Source organism: Dethiobacter alkaliphilus AHT 1 (assembly GCF_000174415.1).
GTDB lineage: Bacteria > Bacillota > Dethiobacteria > Dethiobacterales > Dethiobacteraceae > Dethiobacter > Dethiobacter alkaliphilus.
Genome location: NZ_ACJM01000009.1, coordinates 123186 through 141591, shown reverse-complemented (window position 1 = coordinate 141591; position 18406 = coordinate 123186). Strand labels below are relative to the sequence as shown.

Annotated in this window: 18 protein-coding genes, 1 tRNA gene and 1 pseudogene; 4 read left to right on the top strand and 16 right to left on the bottom strand. The window is 44.1% G+C overall.

Going from position 1 to position 18406, the window contains the following annotated elements; all coding sequences use genetic code 11:
* Both DEALDRAFT_RS17260 and DEALDRAFT_RS17045 read left to right on the top strand, forming a co-directional pair.
* Positions 1-366, top strand: a pseudogene (locus DEALDRAFT_RS17260) (IS3 family transposase); the annotation flags it as partial.
* 282 nt (positions 367-648) lie between these two features.
* Positions 649-828 carry a hypothetical protein gene (locus tag DEALDRAFT_RS17045; RefSeq protein WP_008517119.1) on the top strand — a complete coding sequence of 60 codons (180 nt, stop codon included), beginning with the start codon at positions 649-651 and terminating at the stop codon, positions 826-828.
* Between the two features lie 42 nt (positions 829-870).
* Here DEALDRAFT_RS17045 and DEALDRAFT_RS16080 read toward each other — a convergent pair whose 3' ends face one another.
* From DEALDRAFT_RS16080 to DEALDRAFT_RS09895, 5 genes are all read right to left on the bottom strand, one after another.
* Positions 871-1380, bottom strand: a complete 510-nt coding sequence (locus tag DEALDRAFT_RS16080; protein ID WP_008517117.1) for a hypothetical protein — start codon at positions 1378-1380, stop codon at positions 871-873.
* A 73-nt stretch (positions 1381-1453) separates the two neighbouring features.
* Positions 1454-1837 (bottom strand): BlaI/MecI/CopY family transcriptional regulator, encoded by a 384-nt coding sequence (locus tag DEALDRAFT_RS09910; RefSeq protein ID WP_008517116.1) that lies wholly within the window; start codon positions 1835-1837, stop codon positions 1454-1456.
* Between the two features lie 27 nt (positions 1838-1864).
* Entirely contained in the window at positions 1865-3922 is a 2058-nt protein-coding gene (locus tag DEALDRAFT_RS09905) for a M56 family metallopeptidase (protein WP_008517112.1), read from the bottom strand.
* A gap of 123 nt (positions 3923-4045) precedes the next feature.
* Positions 4046-6634: a M56 family metallopeptidase gene (locus DEALDRAFT_RS09900; protein ID WP_008517110.1), complete on the bottom strand. Its 2589-nt coding sequence runs from the start codon at positions 6632-6634 to the stop codon at positions 4046-4048.
* A gap of 167 nt (positions 6635-6801) precedes the next feature.
* Complete coding sequence (locus DEALDRAFT_RS09895) at positions 6802-7731, bottom strand: ketopantoate reductase family protein (RefSeq protein WP_050780806.1); 930 nt, start codon at positions 7729-7731, stop codon at positions 6802-6804.
* 186 nt (positions 7732-7917) lie between these two features.
* Between DEALDRAFT_RS09895 and DEALDRAFT_RS09890 the strand changes: the two genes are divergently transcribed.
* Positions 7918-8748, top strand: coding sequence for a methyl-accepting chemotaxis protein (locus DEALDRAFT_RS09890; RefSeq protein WP_008517107.1), 831 nt, complete (start codon positions 7918-7920; stop codon positions 8746-8748).
* A gap of 340 nt (positions 8749-9088) precedes the next feature.
* Here DEALDRAFT_RS09890 and DEALDRAFT_RS09885 read toward each other — a convergent pair whose 3' ends face one another.
* From DEALDRAFT_RS09885 to DEALDRAFT_RS09870, 4 genes are all read right to left on the bottom strand, one after another.
* Complete coding sequence (locus tag DEALDRAFT_RS09885; RefSeq protein ID WP_008517105.1) at positions 9089-9604, bottom strand: hypothetical protein; 516 nt, start codon at positions 9602-9604, stop codon at positions 9089-9091.
* 93 nt (positions 9605-9697) lie between these two features.
* Positions 9698-10156: a hypothetical protein gene (locus DEALDRAFT_RS09880; protein ID WP_008517103.1), complete on the bottom strand. Its 459-nt coding sequence runs from the start codon at positions 10154-10156 to the stop codon at positions 9698-9700.
* A 112-nt stretch (positions 10157-10268) separates the two neighbouring features.
* Positions 10269-10904, bottom strand: a complete 636-nt coding sequence (locus DEALDRAFT_RS16075; RefSeq protein ID WP_008517102.1) for a flotillin-like FloA family protein — start codon at positions 10902-10904, stop codon at positions 10269-10271.
* Positions 10905-11092: 188 nt separating this feature from the next.
* Positions 11093-11177, bottom strand: a tRNA-Leu gene (locus DEALDRAFT_RS09870).
* Between the two features lie 179 nt (positions 11178-11356).
* On the opposite strand from DEALDRAFT_RS09870, the gene DEALDRAFT_RS09865 reads away from it, so the two are divergent.
* Positions 11357-11794: a hypothetical protein gene (locus DEALDRAFT_RS09865; RefSeq protein ID WP_008517100.1), complete on the top strand. Its 438-nt coding sequence runs from the start codon at positions 11357-11359 to the stop codon at positions 11792-11794.
* A 286-nt stretch (positions 11795-12080) separates the two neighbouring features.
* On the opposite strand, the gene panD is transcribed toward DEALDRAFT_RS09865, so the two are convergent.
* The 7 genes from panD to DEALDRAFT_RS09825 all read right to left on the bottom strand — a co-directional run bounded on the left by panD (position 12081) and on the right by DEALDRAFT_RS09825 (position 18315).
* On the bottom strand, positions 12081-12458 hold the full coding sequence (gene panD / locus DEALDRAFT_RS09855) for an aspartate 1-decarboxylase (RefSeq protein WP_008517097.1): 378 nt from the start codon (positions 12456-12458) through the stop codon (positions 12081-12083).
* Positions 12459-12461: 3 nt separating this feature from the next.
* On the bottom strand, positions 12462-13310 hold the full coding sequence (gene panC / locus DEALDRAFT_RS09850) for a pantoate--beta-alanine ligase (RefSeq protein WP_008517095.1): 849 nt from the start codon (positions 13308-13310) through the stop codon (positions 12462-12464).
* A complete protein-coding gene (panB, locus tag DEALDRAFT_RS09845) occupies positions 13311-14153 on the bottom strand; it encodes a 3-methyl-2-oxobutanoate hydroxymethyltransferase (protein WP_008517093.1) in 843 nt (280 codons plus the stop codon).
* Positions 14146-15021 carry a Rossmann-like and DUF2520 domain-containing protein gene (locus tag DEALDRAFT_RS17565; RefSeq protein WP_008517091.1) on the bottom strand — a complete coding sequence of 292 codons (876 nt, stop codon included), beginning with the start codon at positions 15019-15021 and terminating at the stop codon, positions 14146-14148. Before DEALDRAFT_RS17565 ends, panB begins: the two co-directional genes overlap by 8 nt.
* 216 nt (positions 15022-15237) lie before the next feature.
* Entirely contained in the window at positions 15238-16254 is a 1017-nt protein-coding gene (locus DEALDRAFT_RS09835; RefSeq protein ID WP_008517089.1) for a M42 family metallopeptidase, read from the bottom strand.
* Complete coding sequence (locus DEALDRAFT_RS09830) at positions 16238-17272, bottom strand: M42 family metallopeptidase (RefSeq protein ID WP_008517087.1); 1035 nt, start codon at positions 17270-17272, stop codon at positions 16238-16240. The genes DEALDRAFT_RS09835 and DEALDRAFT_RS09830 overlap by 17 nt, the downstream gene beginning before the upstream one ends.
* Positions 17263-18315: a M42 family metallopeptidase gene (locus tag DEALDRAFT_RS09825; RefSeq protein WP_008517085.1), complete on the bottom strand. Its 1053-nt coding sequence runs from the start codon at positions 18313-18315 to the stop codon at positions 17263-17265. The genes DEALDRAFT_RS09830 and DEALDRAFT_RS09825 overlap by 10 nt, the downstream gene beginning before the upstream one ends.
* Between the last annotated feature and the right edge of the window lie 91 nt (positions 18316-18406).

Below are 18406 nucleotides of genomic sequence, written 5' to 3'. Positions count from 1 at the left end.
CATTAAGTCTTGGGAAGCGCAATTAAATCAGTACCCGATCTCGCCCCGTTTGATTCATCATTCAGATCGACGGAGTTACAATATTGCAGCAAAGATTATCAGAATCTACTTAAGAAGCACGGAATGGGTATGCAGTATGAGCCGTAAAGGCAACTGCTACGATAACGCCTGCGCTGAAACGTTTTTCGGCACTATAAAATGCGAGATGCTGTACCATAAAAAATACGAAACCCGTAAAGAGGCTCATCGGGACATATTCTGGTACATCGAGATATTTACAACCGTAAAAGGCGGCACCAGTCGCTTGGTTATATGACTCCCGCAGAATATAGGAAAACCATTGAAGAGCAGTTACTAGCAGCTTAAGAGTATCGCTCAATGGTTGTCAAGGGCTCGCGAAGCGAGTATGTCGAGGCGAAGGCCGGAGACCCTTTACAACCTGTATAATCCAGAACCCTTGAATCGGGCTGGCGATGCCAGTTAGCGGCATTGACAGCTTGATTACAAAATGGGTAAATAACAGATTTTCAAGCAATCATGAGATTTAATGAGAATAGCTAACTCTGGAGTGTCCAATTTAACGGGAAAAGGTCAGTCCATTATATTTCCATTATATATTGGCAAGCTAATATAAGGAGGTGAACACTTTTGAGAAAGGTGAAAAGCAGCACCACCAGCTGGGTTATCACCGGATTAGGAACAGTCGTAACCGGGATTGGTAAAATGTTGGGCGGAAAAATCGGAGCGGCAATTGCCGGCTTCGGCTTAGCACACGTAGTGCTGGGCATGTTAGACAGGATACGCCCAACTGTTCGACAACGCTCATAGATTCATCTCCAGCCCCCCTACGGGGGCTTTTTTGGAAGCAATTTAAGGAGATATATTTTCACGCCTGTCTAAATATTGCTGAAAAACCGGGTTGTCTTTGCCTTCAAGGTATACTGTTGCGCCCCAATAGTCCTCTCTTGGCTCTGAATCACCTCGCAAGACCCATAAATCCAGATCGTGTATAATGCGGTGAGCATCAACCAGTGCCCTCCAATCCCTTTTATCGATAGCATAAGCAAGCGTAGTTTCAAATACCTCTATATCCTTTAGCATATTTTCATCATCTATGCCACTTCTGCTAATCTTAATCACGCCGATTTGATTCCAATCCCTAGCCTGCGGATCTTTAAACCTTTCAATTCTACCCCAACCGACTAAATTGTTAAGAGTATTATGCGCCGATGTTACAGTCTGGCTAACTTCTTCATCAACCACTACCACCCTTTCCTCCCAGTCATCCGGTGGCTCTACTCCTCTGTTAACCATATTTAACGCCAGGCCGGCAACAACTACAACGGCTATGATAGCCAATGGAATAAGTATTTTTTTCATCACATTCTCCTTGATGTAGTTTTAAAATGTAGACTTTCCAATTATTCACTAATCAAACAGCTGAACCTTTCTACTAGTTCTCCTTTTTTTCCAATATACTCTTCAGCTCTTCAATTTCTTTCTGGGATAGTTCCTGCTCTTCCAAAAAGTTAGCAATCATCACATTCAACGCTCCACCGTATACCCGCTTCAAAAATGATTTGCTTTCCGCCCGAACACACTCGTCTTCGCTAACAAGCGGGTAATAATGATACTTCCTGCTATCTTTTTCATCCTTCTCATAGCTGATAGCTTTCTTTTTTACTAATCTGCTGACAAGGGTCTTAATGGTCCTTGGATTCCACTCGGTAGAGTCCTCCAATGCCTGCACAATCTCCCCCGCAGTCCGGGGAGAGCCTTCCCACAACACCTTCATAACCTGCCATTCTGCCTCAGAAATCCTGGGAACACTGTTCATTTTCTCACCTCTGGAATATGATTTGCTCTAAAACTGCGGTCTTAGATAATTTAAGTTGTCCACTTCGATTACGTTGCCATCGCCGTCGTAAGTAATTAATCTGTACGTGTAGTATTCAACAGTCCTAAGCAGTTCATTTTCTTGATTAAAATGCTCCGTGGTCATTCGTAAATGATTTCCAAGGGTTTGGTCTATTGCAAACTGTCCCTCAGGATAAGTATATTTGTATGTTTCATAGATTTCTCCCAAGCTATTAAATCGCTCAGTTTTTCTTCTTCTTCCAATTTCATTTAATTCTGTTCTTTCAATGAGGGAGCCATTAGCATCATAACGCTCAAGCATTTTTCGTATGTTATCTTCGTTTTTTACAGTAACTAATGTTGCTATCAGTTGACCTGCTCCATCAAGGTATTCTGTAGGCCCATCGTCATAATTAATAACCGTTTCCACTATCTCATTATTATGATCATATTTTTGCTCAATGCTTTTGCCGACGTCTCTGATTAACTCTGTCGCTTCTACCATTTCGCCATTAGCATTGTAGTACTCTGTTCTATTTCCGTCGTTTAAATGGAATGTCTTTCTTTCCCTAATGATTTGGCCGGACTCAGGGTCAATTCTTTGTTCTCTGTTAACAGTGTATCCCTCTTCTGACCTTTCCTGCCAAGAGTCCAACCTTTCCAATACATCCCCTTGCTGATTAACAATTAATGTAGAAAGATAGGTATCATTAAAGGGTAATAGCCGAGAAATACCAATTTTTCTTTTCCACAGATTTTCACCTTCAATAAAAATCTGTATTATACCACTTTCCAGAGCAACATTTTCAAAAGGAACAGGAAGCTCCTGTCCCAGCAGAAATGCTCCTACATGCTCTTCATCAAAAGCCACGTGCTCCGGCCATTCATGGTTGCTAAATTCTACAGGATCAGCTAATATGGCTATCTGAACATCTTTAGGAGCATCAACTAGCAGTTGCCCCGGTTCAAGCTGCGGTATCTCAGGGACTATATCCCCTTCAAAAGCATCCGTTAAAAATATGGCACTGAATATAACTACCAAAATTACAGCCAGCATAGAAAGTCTGTATTTATTCTTTTTAAAAACGGCAATCATGGTCATTCGCTTTTTCAGCGATGACCGGTCATCTGCAATCCCCACCATGCCCGGCAACCGTGTAGATCTTGAAAACTTTTCCAACAGATTAATAATCACGGTTCCATAATTTTTATATTCTTCGGGATGCAGGTAAGACATAGCCAGTGCGTCACAGGCAATTTCCCTGTCTTGCCTCATGCGATAGAAGCCGTACCACAGAAGAGGATTAAACCAATGGACTATCTGCAACAGGGCAACTAGCCAATTGACTATTACATCTTTCTGTTTCACATGGGCCAGCTCATGCAAAATAATATAGCGCAAATCATCCAAACTGATTTCATTTCTTAAATTATCCGGCAGCAATAATCTGGGACGGATAAAACCATACAGAGTGATTGATTTTACCTGCTTTGTTTCTATAATTGGCACTTTTACCCGAATGCCCATCATTTGTTTACAGTCATTTATCAGATTAAGGAGCACTTCATCATTTGTGGAATCTTTATCTTTAATAGACAGCCAAAAGCGCACATTTGTAAGTAAGGTATAAAGCAGCAGCGTCAATATGCCAAATAGCCAGATTATATAAATAACGTTTACTTCATTAGCCGGCTGAATTACTGTGTCCACATTTTGGGGTTCACTTGCCGCTGTTGGCGCTTGAATCTCAGGCGGAGCCACTGCTCCCTCCGGCATTAGTATATCTTGTGGTATTTCCTCTACTACAGGAGTCACATCTCTGTCCGGCAAGTTAAAACTGTGTTCTGTGGGTTGCGTATTGCTTGTTAGATTATAAATGCTTACCGGGCTCTGTGGGGCAAAAGGAAGCAAAAGCCTTAAAACAACCAGAAACCAGATATAATAATGCCACTTCGCTCCCAAACGATCTTTAATCACAAACTTAAACACCAACAAAAACAAAACAAACACACTTGCCATGGCAGAGGAGCGAAGCAACCAATCAAAAACCGGCCAATTGTCCATAAATTAACACCCCAAACTGATTACTGCTGTAGTCATAGTATTATATTACCAACATGGATAGTTCTTGTCAATCAAACTGATGGAAAAAAATGACTAGAGAGATGTTTCTCTAGTCATTTAGTATCAATGGTAAGATCCGACTATGAATTTGGCAGTGCCATTTTCTTCAATAACATCAATTTGAAGTATAGCTACATTACCGGAGAGATTCTTTTCCCACCAATTTGCAAAAGTATCATTGCCATTAATATCGTCCTGGATTTCAACTGTAGGATTATCCCAATCTGCATTAATCAGTGTTTCTGCGTCCAGTAAAATATATATTCCATACAGCCAGCGCTGATCGTAAACGATAAGATCTACTTGTAGCTCGCCAATTAAATAGTCGCTACCTGGCATATCGGCTAATTCTGCAAAAAATGCAGAATACTCTTGTGCTATCTGATCTAGCATTTGCTCTATTCTATTGGACTGAGGTAGGAGTTTTGCGCTAATAAACGTAAAGGGAATGTGTCTGTAGTATTGAATCCCGTCTACACCTGACTCTGCAGGACCTTGATTATAATCAGGAACACCATCCTGTTGTCTGCTTGATGCTTCTCCTAAAATCGCTGTGGCGGTCTGCCATATTTCTTCTCTGACTTCTTGCTCATCATATTCTTCTCTTGGTTTTAAACCGGTTTGGGCAGGGGCATTCTTTTCAACTTTTAGGAGCTTGCCTGAGCTTAAATAATACACATAATCCTCAACAATGAAAATATTTTCAGCTCTATTGTCATTGATACGTTCGTGGGCACTGTCATCTACCTGTGTTCGGTAAATATTCATCCACAGGTCTTCAATATCAACATAATAAATCCAATCCCCATCTACATTAATGTACCCATAACCGCCCACAGGATAAGATGGATTACTACCATCTGTTTTCGTCCTCCTGGTATTAGAAAAGTCGTTGGAATACATCCATTCACCGTCTACTATCAGGTAACCTATACCACCGGAGCCACGGGCAACCAAGCGAGTAAGGTCGCTGCCGTCTGTTCTTACTCTATAGACCCACTTTTGACTTTCTGCGAAGTCATCAATTGAAGCACGTTCACTGGCGATAAAATATGCCCAGCCATCTACTACATTTAGCTCAGATGCATTATGATCAATTATTCTGGTCTGTTCACTTCCATCTAATCTCATCTTATAAGGCACAGTCCCGCCGCTTTCCAATTCAAACCGAAGATAATAGATCCAATCATCAACTACCTGAACAAATGAAGAAGAATGGTCGTTTAAGCGTACTTCTTCGCTGCCGTCAGTCCGTACTCTATAAACGCTCCCTCCCATAGAACGAGTTTCACGATTACGATTTAACGAATGATTGTAATAAACCCAGTTTTCCACAACATTAATGTCCATTGCACTGTTATTGCTTAAGCGGGTATCTTCACTTCCATCTGTTCGCTTCTTATAGAGCCTACCTTCATCCTGTGGATTACTATAATAAATCCAGCCATCCTGATATGCCACAAGGCCACCATTAACTATGTTACCGGTGCTATTTCCCCTGACCTCAGTGACTGCCACTGCACCATTTTCATGCACTTCTTCTAACTGAGAAATTATAGCAGTGTTGCCGTTAGCATTTGTTAAAAACAAGCCACCTAATAGGGCTACAATTATTATAGTAACAACTGATAGTTTATTAGCTCCGCACTTAAATCTATTTATCATAGCAATTCTGTGTTTAATATTGGAGTTGTCCCCTACCACTGCAATCATTCCGGGAATACGCCTCTGCTGGGTGTATTTTTCCAAAAGGGTAATAATAACCTGTCCATACTTATTGTGCTCATTTGGCTTTAAATGTGACATGGCAACTGCATCACACGCAACTTCCCTTTCCTGCCTCATACGGAAAAATGAGTACCATAAAACCGGATTAAACCAGTGCATCACAATTGCCAGTCCTGCAAACCAGTTAATAACAATATCTTTTTGTTTGATATGAGCAAGTTCATGCATAAATACCAAACGAAGCTGCTCTGTGGTAAGTTCTTTAGCAATATCCGGGTTTATCAATAAGGATGGCTTGAAAAACCCAAACAAAGTAACAGTCTTGACTCTGTCCGATTCTATTAAGCGCACATCTTGGCCAATATTCATCTCGGTTTTACATCTGTCTAGTAATGCTTGTAGTATAAGACTGGAAGAATTGCTATTTCTGATACTTAGCCAGAATTTAGCGTTTATCAATGCCAAATAAGCGGCCATTAAAATAAGCCCTGAGAACCATATCACTGATAACAGATAGAATAAGCTAAAATCTGGAGTGGCTGTGCCCTCTGACGGTGTAGAGGTTATCCTGTCACCAGGCACTTCATCTTGAGCAGCAGGAACGTCTTCTTGAGAAGGTGCAGGCACGGGCCTGTTTGTCTCTCCTTCCGAAACATTAACACCTTGATTCGGGGCATACTCATTTTCTATTACAATTGGAAGATTCTGTTGCTGGAAAAATCCTGGAACATTAAAAAAGCTAACGGAGCTTTCAATAGATACAGGTAGTAACAGCCTGATTAACACTAAGAGCCAAACATAATAGTTCCACTTAGCACCTAATTTTTCTTTGACTATGAGCTTAATTAACAAAATAAAAAGAACCAAAATGCTTGCCATAACTGAAGACCTTAAAACCCATTCAAATACCGATGTTAAAGACAACAAGAACCCTCCCTCTAGCAAAGGCTATGACCACTCACCTACTGCACACTGACTACTTATGTAGTCATAATACCAGTTGCTTCAAACCTTGTCAATTACAAAAGAGCGTGTATTCCATCAATACACGCTCTTTTGTGCTGTTTTAATTTGTCAATAACAATAAATTACTATAAACCGTTCATTTTCTCTATTGTAAGTATCATGCGAAAAAGCATCTCATTTAAAGGGGTGGGCACATTATACTGTTTACCCAGGCTGCAGAGTTCCCCGGCAAACATTTCTACCTCAGTTTTGCGACCTGCTTCCACATCCTGCAGCATGGATGTCTTTCCATCGGGAGACATGGTAGACAAAACACGTACATACTCATCAATATCGTCCTCATGGATATCCACACCTACCGCATTCCCCACAGCTATCACTTCCCGCATCACCATCACCATCAACTCTGAGGCCTCCCCAACATCTAAAAAAACACCGTAAGGCGCTCTGAGAATAGCAGATACCTGGTTAATGCCAACATTGACCATAAACTTCCACCATAACCGGCGAATCATATCCCTGGGAATTTCATAAGGTATTTTACTCTTCTCAAATAACTGACGTACCGCTTCAACTTTGGGAGAATAAACCTCATTGTCCCGCTCACCAAAGACAATTTTACCTGTACTGGTGTAGGTAACCTCTGTGCCTTCACGCACAGCATCCATGCCCACACAAATGCCGTAAAGGATCTTATCCATCCCAAAAGCCTCTCCTAGAATCTCTTCACTGGAGATACCATTTAACATTGATAAGATAATAGTATCAGGGCCCACATGGTTCTCCATTACCTTAATGGCCTCTGCCAGGTGGTGATACTTTACCGTTACTATAATTAAATCAGCCGGCTTTGCTGCGTTACCAGGCTCTGCACAGGGAAAGAAATAACGGTTTCCGTTAATTACTATTCCTTGCCTGTACTTTAAGGTTCGCGTTTTGTCCGCCGCAATTTTTATAGTCTCGGGGTCGGCCTCAAAGATACGGCTGGCATATACGCTACCAATGGCTCCAGGCCCCACCAGCACAACATTCTCAATTGTATCCACGTAAATCATCCTTTCGCAACGCTATTACTTGCTAAATCTCTAATAGATTATATCATATTAAACCTGCAAACTGCCTGAAACAATGAAATGCGCAGCATTTGTCTAAATTTTCTGACTATATAGTTGATTAGTATTCCGATGTGAATTATAATTAATTAGAATTAATACAAACTAAACGGTTACGGAGGTTAGAGGATGAAACAAACTTTGCTTGAATCATTTCTGGATGTAGCACCATACTTAAACGAATTAACCATTGCCGAATTAGCTGTGGCCATCTGTGATACGGAAAAATTTATAGCCTACATTCCTGCAAAAAATCTGGACCACAAAATTCAGCCTGGTGATGAGATTAAAGCTGGAACAGTAGCCGGTACTGCCCTCTCTACGGGAAGACGGGTTTTTCGGCGCGTAGATAAAGAAGTCTACGGAGTTCCCTATGTTGGCATTGGTCTGCCCATCAGAAACGAACAAGGCTCCCTCATTGGCGCCATCTCCTTTAATGAAACCACGGAGCGCCAGGATGAGGTTCGTACATTAGCAGATAGCCTGTCAGGTCATGCTCTTGAAATTAGCGCTGCAACACAGGAGCTATCCGCTCAATCTCAGGAAATTGCCTCCACCGGTGAGGTATTAACCAATACAAACGACGATGTTAAAGCGAAAGTGCAGGATACCGGCGCTGTGTTAAAAGCTATTCGCGATATTACTTCGCAGACAAATCTGCTCGGCCTAAATGCAGCCATTGAGGCCGCCAGAGCCGGCGAACACGGCAGAGGCTTTGGTGTGGTAGCAGAGGAGATCCGCAAGCTTTCAACTAATAGTGAAACATCTCTAAAAGAAATTGAAGAAATCCTGTCTTCCCTTAACAGTAATTACAACAACCTGGGTTCACAAATTGAGCAAATATCTTCTGCCTCAACAAATCAGGCTGCAGCAATACAACAGATGGCAGTTTCAGCCCAGGAGTTATCTAATATGGCGCAAAAATTATTGGACTATGCCGGCACCCTGACTGATGAATAAAATTAGACTTCTCAGCCACTTGAAGGCAAAAAATCAGCACCCGTCGGGTGCTGATTCTGGCACTGTTGTCTAGCAGCCTGTAACTTTTTGTAATGCCTCACCTAGCTCTTCTACATTTTTTCAAATAAACCTGCAAAATTATATGATTTTTGTTAATATTGACTAACAGGCTACAAAATGGTTGTAAAATGTAAAAGCATGATATATAAATTTGAGTATTTTTGCAAGAAAAAAGCCAAGCTGAGTTTTCTCAACTTAGCTTCGATAATCAGATGGTGTCGGAGAGGCTACACATATACTCTGCACCAATTACGTTCTTCTTGTTGAGAACCTTTGTTGGTCAATACTTAACCTCTTCCATTTGTTTAGCATCAATTATTATTTTAGTTATAGGGGTGTATTGAATAATGTATGTATTATCCTTTTTAATTTCAAAATCTCCAAATATATCTTTCAGCGTACCATGCCCTTCAGTCTCAACAAGTGTAAAACCATCTTCACGTGTTCGGGAAAAGTTAAAAGCATGATTTACGTTGACCATTTCTTCATTGTATGTACCTCTTATATAATCAATGGCTACTGGTAGTAACATTAACGATAAAACTATTATAAAGAGCCAGCATATCGAATTCTGTGTGGATTTGTCATCATCAAATAGTTTTAGATTGCCGACGCCTAATATTACTAACACTAAAAATACAACAATTAAAAAATAGGTTAATACCAACCTCAGAACTAAATAACTAAAATATTCAATTCCTGCCGGGATAAATGACCAAAGTATATCACGAATAAAGAGTAACAACACCACACTTAAGATTATTTTAACTAATTTCTCTTTATCGTTATTAGCCATTATTCCTCACTTTCTAATATGCGCTTTATTTATAGGTAGACTCAAAAATCACATTAAGTTGCAGGTTATATAATTGCTTGGCAGCATATTGTCTCAGTATATAAAGCGGTTTTTCTTTTGAATAAGCTGAAGTTTAGTTTTGCTTTTGATTCTAGATAATAAAGCACTCCTTTCCCGTGCACTTTCTAATTCCTTTAGTGACAGGAAAATCGGCAGATTATTATTTGAACATATTTTCAAAGTAATATGGTGTCCATGGCATAACGGAGTTTTTATTTTATAAACGCCAGTAATTTCTCTGTAAGCAATGGTTTTTGTTGTGAATAGGTTGCTGTAAATTAGTTGATCCGCTTCAAAGCTAACAGAATAAATGCTACTGAATATGTCTAAAACTGTTGTAATTATTAAATACAATGTAACAATAGCACTTGCCACTGCGAAATAAAAACCATCTTTAATAACATAGTAAAGTGATACAGAAAAGTAAAACAGCATCAACAGGAGAAAAAAGACATACACAATATGTACAGCTGAAGGTTTAGAAACGAACATGCTGCAACACCTCGCAAATACAGAAGAAGGAGTCCCCTGCCCTTTACTTTTTTTTGATATCACATATGGTGGAGGGATGATCTACCCTATACTTATTTTCCTCCCCCTCCCACTATCGATCTATCAAATCTCTAGCAATTGATAGACGATTAGGAACATGAATTAGGAAATCTGAAACTAGTGTCTCTATCTCCTTCTTATCAAACGCTTCGGGATTTGTATAGAACTCAAAGAGAAGTGTTAATTTATCTAATCCTTCAGTCATGTTGTAAGATATGTCAGTAATCGCTTGTTGATCATTATAGCCGGCAGCAGATAATGCTTCTTCTATCCTGGCTCGGATCAAGCTTTTATCACTTATGTCGCAGCCCTTAGTTGATACCTGGCGCACATCGGCGCTAGCAGTACCATCACTTAAATCCATTTTAGCAGCTTCTTCAAATGATAAATTCTTTCCTGACTCCCTGGCTGAAATAAGAGTTTTCACAACCTGCTCTACATTTCCCCCGGCCAGAGCATACCCTTCCAGGCTCATGATGTTTAAATCCAAACCTGCCTTATGAGCTGTGATTAGCGAAGAAATAATCTTTTCAATGTTTGACCGTCGCAAACGCATTCCTAGAAAATAAAAAATGCTTACAGGCACTCCGGCAGCCTTTGTGGAAATCCAAGAACCTAAAGGTATTATCATAATTATAATACTTACGAAAAGCAGGATCAGACCCAGAATAATAATAATTAGCTCCATTCGCTAATGCCTCCACAGTTATTAAGTATGCTCACATATTTTACCATATTTTGCCTTGTTTTCAGATATGCATTTAGTCCAATTTATCATAGGTAATAAGTCCCTGCTGCTACCTACAGCAATGAAAACAGACCCCAAAACTAAAAAAAGCCAAGTTGAGTTTTCTCAACTTGGCTCCATTAATCAAATGGTGTCGGAGACGGGACTTGAACCCGTATGGAGTTACCCACACGGCCCTCAACCGTGCGCGTCTGCCAGTTCCGCCACTCCGACATGTAGGACTCTTAGTAAGTCCATGAACTAATATAACATAACCTACACTAAATTGCAAGGGAGATTATTGGGTACTTTTTGGTGAGTTATTGATGTTATTTACAGTTATGGATCTTTGTGGTCGCCATTGATAAAACTGTGATACAATGAAATCAGCAACTCTTTATTAGGAGGTTGAGATGGAGAAAAAACGGATTGCTCTAAACATCTTGGGCCTTATTGCTGTAGTTTGTGGTGTGTACCTTATTGGTTGGTTTTATAATGAATTGCAACATATTACGGCGAGAACTTTTGCATCATGGCCAATCTTTTTTGTTAGGCCGGTAGTGCCGGTTTTGTTTGGTGCCGCAATCCGGGTTCCGGCTTTGGTAGGCCGTTGGCAGCAGAATAGACGTTTTGACTGGGTCCGATTTGTTTTCCAGGGAATTCCCGGGTTGTTACTGATTGGCTACCCGACGCTCTCGTACATAATGTCCATTCGGCTTGTTATTTCTCCGGGCCTCTTATTTAGTAATGCCTGGTCATATTTATTCGGAGTCTGGGTTGGTACTGTCATTGTGGATTCCATAAAAGCACGTGAGAACATTGCAGTAGACAGTGGAGGTTCCAGCCTTTGAAAAGGATGGTCATGATTCTGTTGAATGTTGTGTTTTTCGCGGTTTATTTTACGATACTGATTTTTGTTGGAAATAGGTTTATTTCTTTGGATAGCAATTTAGGCATCTTTTCCGTAAGCATGTTTGTTTTATTGGCGGCTGTGTTCCTTGCACAGGTTACGGTGGATAAGGTTATTGAAATAGTTACAGAATGAAAAAGATCATCTTTATATGGGATAGCGATTTACCTCCAACAATGTAGAGTGCCTCACAGCAAATGTGAGGCACTCTGTTTTTGTTGCACTATTTATCCGTTGGGCACTTCGTTGTCTTTGATGCCGGTGACCTGGTTTTTTTCGTTTACGGCTACTACTTTGGGTTTAAATGTTTTTATTTCTTCTTCTTCTACCTGGACGTAGGAAATGATGATGACAATATCTCCGGGGGCGACAAGGCGGGCGGCGGCGCCGTTTAGGCAGATGGTGCCGGAGCCGCGTCTTCCTTTGATGACGTAGGTGGCAAAGCGGGCGCCGTTGTTGTTGTTGACGATTTCCACTTTTTCGTAGGGGAGCAGATCGGCTGCTTCCATCAGGTCTTCATCCATGGTGATGCTGCCTACGTAGTTTAAGTCGGCGTCGGTTACTGTTGCACGGTGGATTTTGGACTTACACATTGTTCTTTGCATTTGTTATGATACCTCCACAATAATGTTATCGATTAAACGGGTTTTTCCGAAACGCACGGCCAGCGCAATTAGTGTTTGGCCGTTTATTGTTTCTGTTGGTTTTATTTCATCAGTGTCGACAATGGCCACATAGTCGATGTTAGCCAGTGGTTCGGACTGAATGGTTTGGGTAATAAACTCAGTGATTTTGTTGGTGTCCCGCTCACCGTTTTTAATTTTCTCTTCCGCCTGGAAGAGGCTGCGGGAAAGTACTGTTGCCTGGGTACGTTCTTCGGGGGAAAGGTAAGTGTTTCTGGAGCTCATGGCCAGGCCGTCTTTTTCACGGATGGTGGGCATGATGAGGACTTGTAGGTCCATATTCAGGTCACGGGCCATTTTGCGCAGCACCAGGGCCTGTTGGGCATCTTTTTGGCCAAAGTAGGCCCGGTCCGGGGTGACGATGTTAAAAAGCTTGGTTACCACGGTGGTAACGCCGCGGAAATGGCCCGGGCGCGATGCACCGCAAAGTGAATCTGTGAGACGTTCTACGTCTACAAAAGTGGCATATCCTTGCGGGTACATTTCTTTGACGGTGGGCGCAAAGATCAGGTCGCAACCTGCTTCTTTTGCCTGTGCTGCATCTGCTTCTAAGTCGCGGGGGTATTCTTCGTAATCCTCACCTGCTCCAAACTGGAGGGGATTAACGAAGATGCTGAGGATAATCAGGTCGTTTTTTTCGCGGGCTTTGTGCAGTAAAGAAAGATGGCCGGGGTGCAGATAGCCCATGGTTGGTACAAAACCGACTGTTTTGCCTGACTCTCTTGCTTGTTTTACATGCCGGCGCAGTGTTGCTATATCCCGGATAATTTGCATTTAAAACTTCTCCCTCAGTTTTTCAATGATTGCTTCGTCCATGGTGAAGGTGTGTTCCTGGGAGGGAAAAGCGCCGGATTTTACTTCTTTGCCGTAGATCTCCATGGCGTTTACCATGGGGTTAAAGAAGGTGCCGTACTGTTTTACAAATTTGGGCCGCATATCTGTTTGCAGGCCCAGAATGTCGTGATAGACCAGAACCTGTCCGTCACAGTGGACGCCGGCACCGATGCCGATGGTGGGAATGGTGAGTTTTTCGGTTATTAGTTGAGCTAACTGGCGGGGAATGGCTTCCAGAACGATGCTGCAGGCACCGGCATCTTCCAGTTTGAGTGCGTCTTTTACCAGCTGCTCCGCCATTTTTTCATTTTTACCCTGTACTACGAAGCCGCCCATTTGGCCTACCGATTGAGGGGTCAGGCCGATGTGGCCCACCACGGGGATTCCGGCTTTGACAATTTTCTTGACGGTTTTGGCCATATCTTCGCCGCCTTCCAGCTTTACGGCGGGGGCACCGGTTTCCTGGATGGCGCGGCCGGCGTTGCGGACCGCCACTTCTTTGGAAACCTGATAGGTCATAAAAGGCATATCGATGACCACCATGGCGCGGTTGGAACCGCGTACTACGGCTTTGCCGTGATGAATCATATCGTCGAGGGTTACGCTAAGGGTGTTTTCGTAGCCCAGCACAACCATTCCCAGAGAATCTCCCACCAGGATCATATCGATGCCCGCTTCTTCCACCACTTTGGCAGAGGCGTAGTCATAGGCTGTGGCCATGGTAATTTTTTCGTTGTTTTTCTTCATTTCGGCCAGGGTCAGTGTGGTAACACGTTTAGTCATTATCTGCACCTCCGAGTATTTTCAAAAGATTTTGACGCTCTTGGGACCCAAGGGTTCCTTTGGCTGTGGCCACATCCGCTGTGGCCTGACCCAGCAGATGATAGAGAGGAATGATTTCGGGAATTTGTTTTTCCATTTGGGTCAGGTGTGCCTGTACTGTTTGGGTGTCTCCGCGGGCAATGGGGCCGGTAAGAGCGTTTGTGGTACCGACCTGGGAGATGTTTTTTAAGGTTCCGGCAATGAGGGGGTACAGGGCCGGCAGGCCGTCCTCTTTTTTGACACCTGCTTTTTCCATTACCGTCAGAGCCGAATCTATCAGAGTGGTAAAGTAGTTGCAGGCTATGCAGGCTGCGGCGTGGTAGAGCTCTTTTCCTTCGGTGGGAATCTCCAGCAGCTTACAGCTAAGGTCGTCCACTAACTGACGGGCAGCCGGGAGTGCTTCTTCCTGTCCTTCGATGGTGATAAAGGACCCGGGAAGATTTTTAATTCCGGCGTCAGGGTTGGCAAAGGTTTGCAGGGGATGAAAGGAAATGGGCCGGGCATTGAGTTCTGCTGCGGAATCCAGAATTTTTGAGCTGTGGGCGCCGCTGGTGTGAGCTACTATGCTTTGGGGTTTAAATCCGTTTTGAGAAGCGATTTGGTGGCACACTTCGCTGATGACGCGATCCGGTGTGGTGATAAAGACCAGGTCTGCTTGTTTGGTAAATTGGGTGGGTTCGGTACTGTAAGGGGCGTTGACACGTTGGGCTGCACGGGCGGCTGAGCTTTCAGTGCGGCTGGCAATACCACATATCTGGTGTCCTGCTTGTTGCAGAAGGACTGCCAGCGATGTACCAACGTTCCCTGCACCGACGATAGCAATTTTCATGGGGCACCTCCTTTGTGAAAAGTTTCCCCGGGAAAAAGGAAATGCCTTCTGACATGGTCAGAAGGCATAGAAAGCTTAGGTATCCCGTCCTCCTGTCCCGGGCCGCATTGGCTCCAAGCAGTGCTATGGGGTTTCGTTAAATTGGTATACTGTTTTCAGTACGTTTTGTTGGTACGGTTTGCCCCGCAATACCGTCCGCAAACATTGTAACATTTACTAATCCAATGTGCAAGGAAAGATTTTGTCCATTTCCACCGGATTTTCCAAAAACAGCTTTAAAAGCTTTACTGCATTTTGCATATCGTCCAGGTCAACCATTTCACCCGGAGTATGGACATAGCGGCAGGGAACGGAGATTACCCCGGAGGGAATCCCTTCTTTGGTAAGGTGCATGGCCCCGGCATCGGTGCCGCCGGCTAAAAGAACTTCGTACTGGTAGGGAATCTGGTTGTTTTCCGCCAGGTCGGAGAGCAAGTCTTTTAGGCGGGGATGACAGATTACAGAGGCATCCTTTACTTTGACCGTTGGACCCTTACCAAGGGACACATCCATTTTGGGAGCTTCCGGTGTGTCGCCTGTTAAGGTCACATCAACGGCCAGACCTATGTCGGGATTTATGCGGTAGGTTGAGGTGCGGGAACCGCGCAGTCCCACTTCTTCCTGGGCGGTAAAGACGGCATGAATTTCATTGCTTGTCTGACCCAACTCCTGAATGGCTTTAATCAGGACGGCGCAGCCGGCCCGGTTGTCCATGGCTTTGCCGATAACGCGGTTGTCTGCAAATTCCACATTGCGGTGATAAGTGGCCACATCGCCGATTTTTACTTTTTTGGCTGCCTCTTCCCTGTCTTTTGCGCCAATGTCGATGTAGAGCTTATCCAGAGAGAGTTTTTTAATGTCGTCCAGCTTTTCCATCCCGATGGTACCTACGGTACCGTTGGCGAAAATAAGGCGCTGGCCCAAAAGTACATGGGGATTAACACCGCCAACGTTACTGAAACGCAGGAATCCTTTTTCCTCGATATAGGTAACGATGACGCCGATTTCATCCATATGGGCGGCAATCATGACCTTGGTGCCGTAGCCTTTTTTTACCGCATACAGGTTTCCCATATTATCTGTGTAGACCTCGTCCACATGGTCTTTTATTTCATCACGGATCACTCTTGCTATTTGTTCTTCACGGCCTGCAGGCCCGTATGTTTCACTAAGTTTTTTAAGCAGATCCTTCATGGGGCAAGCCTCCTTCGGCGATGGCGTTTAAGATTCCTTTGGCCAGACGCAGAGTATTTTGATAATCTTCCTGGCTGATAATTGATGCCGGTGAATGAATGTAGCGGCACGGCACGGCAATAACCGCACTTGAGATGCCGGCGTGGGTCTGGTGAATCTTGCCCGCATCGGTGCCCGCCGTGGTCAGACGCCGAAACTGGAAAGGTATATCCAGTTTTTCCGCCGTCCCCACCACCAAATCCACCATATACTGCGGGGCGATAAAGGATGAATCCATCAGAGTGACGGCGGGGCCTCCTCCCAAAGTGGTGACATGGGCTGCTTCCTTGGTATCCATCACATCGGATGCGGAAGTGCTTTCAATGATTAAGGCTATATCGGGATGAACCGAATAGGCAGCCACGCCGGCGCCGCGCAGCCCCACCTCTTCCTGGACGGTAAAAACACCGGTTAACTCCAGGTCCAGGTCTTCCTTTAAAAGTTCAGCCAGTATTGCACAGCCGGCCCGGTTGTCAAAAGCCTTACCTATCAGGCAGTTATCACCGGCTTCGCGGGTTGTGGCGGAAAAAGCCACGTAGTCGCCCACCTGGACCATCTTTTCCGCTTCATCCTGGCTGCGCACGCCGATATCTATGTAGAGGTTATCGATGTTGATGGCTTTTTTGCGTTCGTTCGGTTTTTGCAGGTGAACCGCCTTGGCGCCGATGACGCCGGGGATACGTCTTTTACCCACAACCACCGCTTTGGAAACCAGGACACGATTATCTATGCCGCCTACCTTGGTAACCCTAAGCAGGCCGCTTTTTTCAAAACCAACCACCATCAGGCCGATTTCATCCATGTGTGAGGCCAGCATAACACGGGGTTTGCGCCCGATGCCTTTTTTGACATACAGGTTTCCCAGGGTATCAGTGGTTATTTCTTCAGCGATGGGTGTTAATTCTTCTTTGAGGATTTGGCGCACATCGTTTTCATCTCCGGAAACGCCGTACGCTTCAGTTAATTTTTTTAAGAGCATTTTAATCCCTCCAGAAAAGCAGCGTCTACAGCGGCGATAAAGTAAGCCAAAAGGCGTCCGGAAAGCTTTACATCTTCCAGATCCAGCAGCTCTACTGAGGTATGCATGTAGCGAAGAGGGATGGACACCAGCCCGGTGGGAATGCCGCCACGGGTCACCTGAATAGCCCGGGCATCGGTTCCGGTGGGCGCCGGTGAGACTTCCAATTGGTAGGGAATCTTATATTCTTTGGCAATGTTAATCAGTTCATTGCCTACCTTGGGATGAATATTAGGCCCCAGGGTAAGGGCAGGCCCTTTACCCAATTTAGATGTTTCATGTTCGGGCACACCGGGCATTTCACCGTGGGTAACATCCACGGCAATTCCGATATCCGGAACCACCCCGTAGGTGGCGGTGGCCGCTCCGCGCACGCCCACCTCTTCCTGAACCGTGGCCACGGCAAATACATCTGCTTTATGCTGCAGCCGCTCCAGCTCCTGCAGGCATGTTAAGAGCACCGCAATGCCGGCCCGGTCGTCCATGGCTTTGGCGGCCACGGAATTGCCGGCCAAATCAATCATTTCCCGGCGGATAACAGCCAGGTCGCCCACCGAGACCAGCTTCTTTACCCTTTCTTCCGGCAGAGCAACGTCAATATGTAAATCCTCCATGGAATGGGCTTTGGTCAGGTCTTCTCCGGCAGTGAGGTGCGGAGGCTTGACTCCGATGACTCCCGGCAAAGCTTCCTTGCCGTAAAGTATCACTTCCTGGCCCACAATGGTCCGCGGGTCAATACCGCCAACGGCAGAAAAGCGCAAAAAGCCTCCCTCTTCCACCTTTGTAACCATTAAGCCAATCTCATCCATATGGGCAGCCAGTAAAATGCGAGGGCGGTTTTCACCCGTTCCTTTTTTATAGAAGACAACGTTTCCCAGACGATCCTGGCGCACTTCGTCGGCATAGTCCAAAAAGGCTGCATTTACTATTTTGGCAACATTGTGCTCGTAGCCCGATACGCCGGGAGCCTCACAAATGTCGCGCAAAAAATCCTTTATTTCCAAAAGTTCACCCCCCAATCTATAAACACAGTAACAAAATAAGTTTCCACATTAACCACCATTTTCCTTTAAAAACATTCGTCTTACAAAAAGA

Excerpts from the sequence above, each read along its gene's own strand:
- DEALDRAFT_RS16080 (WP_008517117.1), bottom strand. The coding sequence starts at position 1,380 with ATGAAAAAAATACTTATTCCATTGGCTATCATAGCCGTTGTAGTTGTT.
- DEALDRAFT_RS09910 (WP_008517116.1), bottom strand. The coding sequence starts at position 1,837 with ATGAACAGTGTTCCCAGGATTTCTGAGGCAGAATGGCAGGTTATGAAG.
- DEALDRAFT_RS09905 (WP_008517112.1), bottom strand. The coding sequence starts at position 3,922 with ATGGACAATTGGCCGGTTTTTGATTGGTTGCTTCGCTCCTCTGCCATG.
- DEALDRAFT_RS09895 (WP_050780806.1), bottom strand. The coding sequence starts at position 7,731 with ATGATTTACGTGGATACAATTGAGAATGTTGTGCTGGTGGGGCCTGGA.
- DEALDRAFT_RS09890 (WP_008517107.1), top strand. The coding sequence starts at position 7,918 with ATGAAACAAACTTTGCTTGAATCATTTCTGGATGTAGCACCATACTTA.
- DEALDRAFT_RS09885 (WP_008517105.1), bottom strand. The coding sequence starts at position 9,604 with ATGGCTAATAACGATAAAGAGAAATTAGTTAAAATAATCTTAAGTGTG.
- DEALDRAFT_RS09880 (WP_008517103.1), bottom strand. The coding sequence starts at position 10,156 with ATGTTCGTTTCTAAACCTTCAGCTGTACATATTGTGTATGTCTTTTTT.
- DEALDRAFT_RS16075 (WP_008517102.1), bottom strand. The coding sequence starts at position 10,904 with ATGGAGCTAATTATTATTATTCTGGGTCTGATCCTGCTTTTCGTAAGT.
- DEALDRAFT_RS09865 (WP_008517100.1), top strand. The coding sequence starts at position 11,357 with ATGGAGAAAAAACGGATTGCTCTAAACATCTTGGGCCTTATTGCTGTA.
- panD (WP_008517097.1), bottom strand. The coding sequence starts at position 12,458 with ATGCAAAGAACAATGTGTAAGTCCAAAATCCACCGTGCAACAGTAACC.
- panC (WP_008517095.1), bottom strand. The coding sequence starts at position 13,310 with ATGCAAATTATCCGGGATATAGCAACACTGCGCCGGCATGTAAAACAA.
- panB (WP_008517093.1), bottom strand. The coding sequence starts at position 14,153 with ATGACTAAACGTGTTACCACACTGACCCTGGCCGAAATGAAGAAAAAC.
- DEALDRAFT_RS17565 (WP_008517091.1), bottom strand. The coding sequence starts at position 15,021 with ATGAAAATTGCTATCGTCGGTGCAGGGAACGTTGGTACATCGCTGGCA.
- DEALDRAFT_RS09835 (WP_008517089.1), bottom strand. The coding sequence starts at position 16,254 with ATGAAGGATCTGCTTAAAAAACTTAGTGAAACATACGGGCCTGCAGGC.
- DEALDRAFT_RS09830 (WP_008517087.1), bottom strand. The coding sequence starts at position 17,272 with ATGCTCTTAAAAAAATTAACTGAAGCGTACGGCGTTTCCGGAGATGAA.